The sequence below is a fragment of the Pseudomonas sp. K5002 genome (genome assembly GCF_013386655.1).
Classification (GTDB): Bacteria; Pseudomonadota; Gammaproteobacteria; order Pseudomonadales; family Pseudomonadaceae; genus Aquipseudomonas.
The window spans coordinates 1-1,650 of sequence record NZ_JACARK010000538.1 but is presented as its reverse complement, the minus strand read 5'-3'; the positions used below and the strand labels follow the sequence as shown (position 1 = coordinate 1,650).

The following is a 1,650-nucleotide window of genomic DNA, read 5'->3' as shown; positions in this document are numbered from 1 at the left end:
GTTGAGGGTGCACGCACCCTCGCACAGACGGTCCTGCGGGCACACCCGGCCGCACACTTCCGGCAGGGTGTTGGTCTGGTGAGACAGCTCGGCGGCGGCGAGGATGTTGCCCTCGGCCACCAGCTTCAGCCAGTTCGGAATGAAGTTGTGCACCGGGCACTTCCATTCGCAATACGGGTTACCGCAACCCAGGCAGCGGTGGGCCTGGTCGGCCGAGTGCTGGGGTTTGAAGGGCTCGTAGATTTCCACGAACTCTTTCTTGCGTTGACGCAACAGTTTCTTCTTCGGATCTTTGCGCCCGACATCGATGAACTGGAAGTCGTTATTCAGACGTTCAGCCATGTTAAAACCTCATCAAACTCTTCAGGCGCATATCACTGCGGGTTGGCACGGATGCTGGAAAGCAACGATTTCAGGTTGGCAGCCTTGGGCTTGACCAGCCAGAAACGACGCAGGTAGTCATCGAGGTTTTCAGCGAGGTTGCGACCCCATTCGCTGTTGGTTTCCTCGACATATTCGTCCAGCACATGCTGCAAGTGGTTGCGATAGGATTCCATCGCTTCGCCGCTGATCCGCTGGATCTCCACCAACTCGTGGTTCACCTTGTCGACGAAGGTGTTGTCCTGGTCGAGCACGTAGGCGAAACCGCCGGTCATGCCCGAACCGAAGTTGTAGCCGGTCTTGCCCAGCACCGCGACAAAACCACCGGTCATGTACTCGCAGCAGTGATCGCCCGTGCCTTCAACCACAGTGTGGGCACCGGAGTTACGCACTGCGAAACGCTCACCGGCCGTGCCCGCGGCAAACAGCTTTCCGCCGGTTGCGCCGTACAGGCAGGTGTTGCCGATGATGGCACTGTCTTGAGTCTTGTAGACGCTGCCCACTGGCGGGACGATCACCAGCTTGCCGCCGGTCATGCCCTTGCCCACGTAGTCGTTGGCATCGCCTTCGAGGTACATGTTCAGGCCACCGGCGTTCCATACGCCGAAGCTCTGGCCAGCGGTACCCTTGAAGCGGAAGGTGATCGGCGCCTTGGCCATGCCCTGGTTGCCGTGCTTGCGCGCGATTTCGCCGGAGATGCGTGCGCCGATGGAACGGTCGCAGTTGCAGATATCCAGGGCGAATTCGCCGCCGCTTGCGTCGTTGATCGACGAAGTGGCCATCTCGACCATCTTCTCGGCCAGCAGGCCCTTGTCGAACGGCGGGTTGCGGTCAACCTGGCAGAACTGTGGCTTGTCGGCCGGGATGTGATCGCTGCCCAACAGCGGCGTCAGGTCCAGGTGCTGTTGCTTGGCGGTCTGGCCTTCGAGGATGTCCAGCAGGTCGGTACGGCCGATCAGCTCTTCCAGGGAACGCACGCCCAGCTTGGCCAGCCACTCACGGGTTTCTTCGGCGACGTAGGTGAAGAAGTTCACCACCATGTCGACGGTACCAATGTAGTGGTCCTTGCGCAGCTTCTCGTTCTGAGTCGCCACGCCGGTGGCGCAGTTGTTCAGGTGGCAGATGCGCAGGTATTTGCAGCCCAGGGCGATCATTGGCGCGGTGCCGAAGCCGAAGCTTTCGGCGCCGAGGATTGCAGCCTTGATCACGTCGAGGCCGGTTTTCAGGCCACCGTCGGTCTGCACCCGGACCTTGCCGCGCAGGTCGTTG

1 protein-coding gene and 1 pseudogene are annotated in these 1,650 nt (G+C 60.8%); both read right to left on the bottom strand.

The features are described 5' to 3' along the window. A pseudogene (locus tag HX846_RS22830) lies at positions 1-342 on the bottom strand (glutamate synthase small subunit); the annotation flags it as partial. A 32-nt stretch (positions 343-374) separates the two neighbouring features. Further along, positions 375-1,650, bottom strand: a 1,276-nt coding sequence (locus HX846_RS22825; RefSeq protein ID WP_256739855.1) for a glutamate synthase-related protein, incomplete at its 5' end; no start/stop codon positions are given.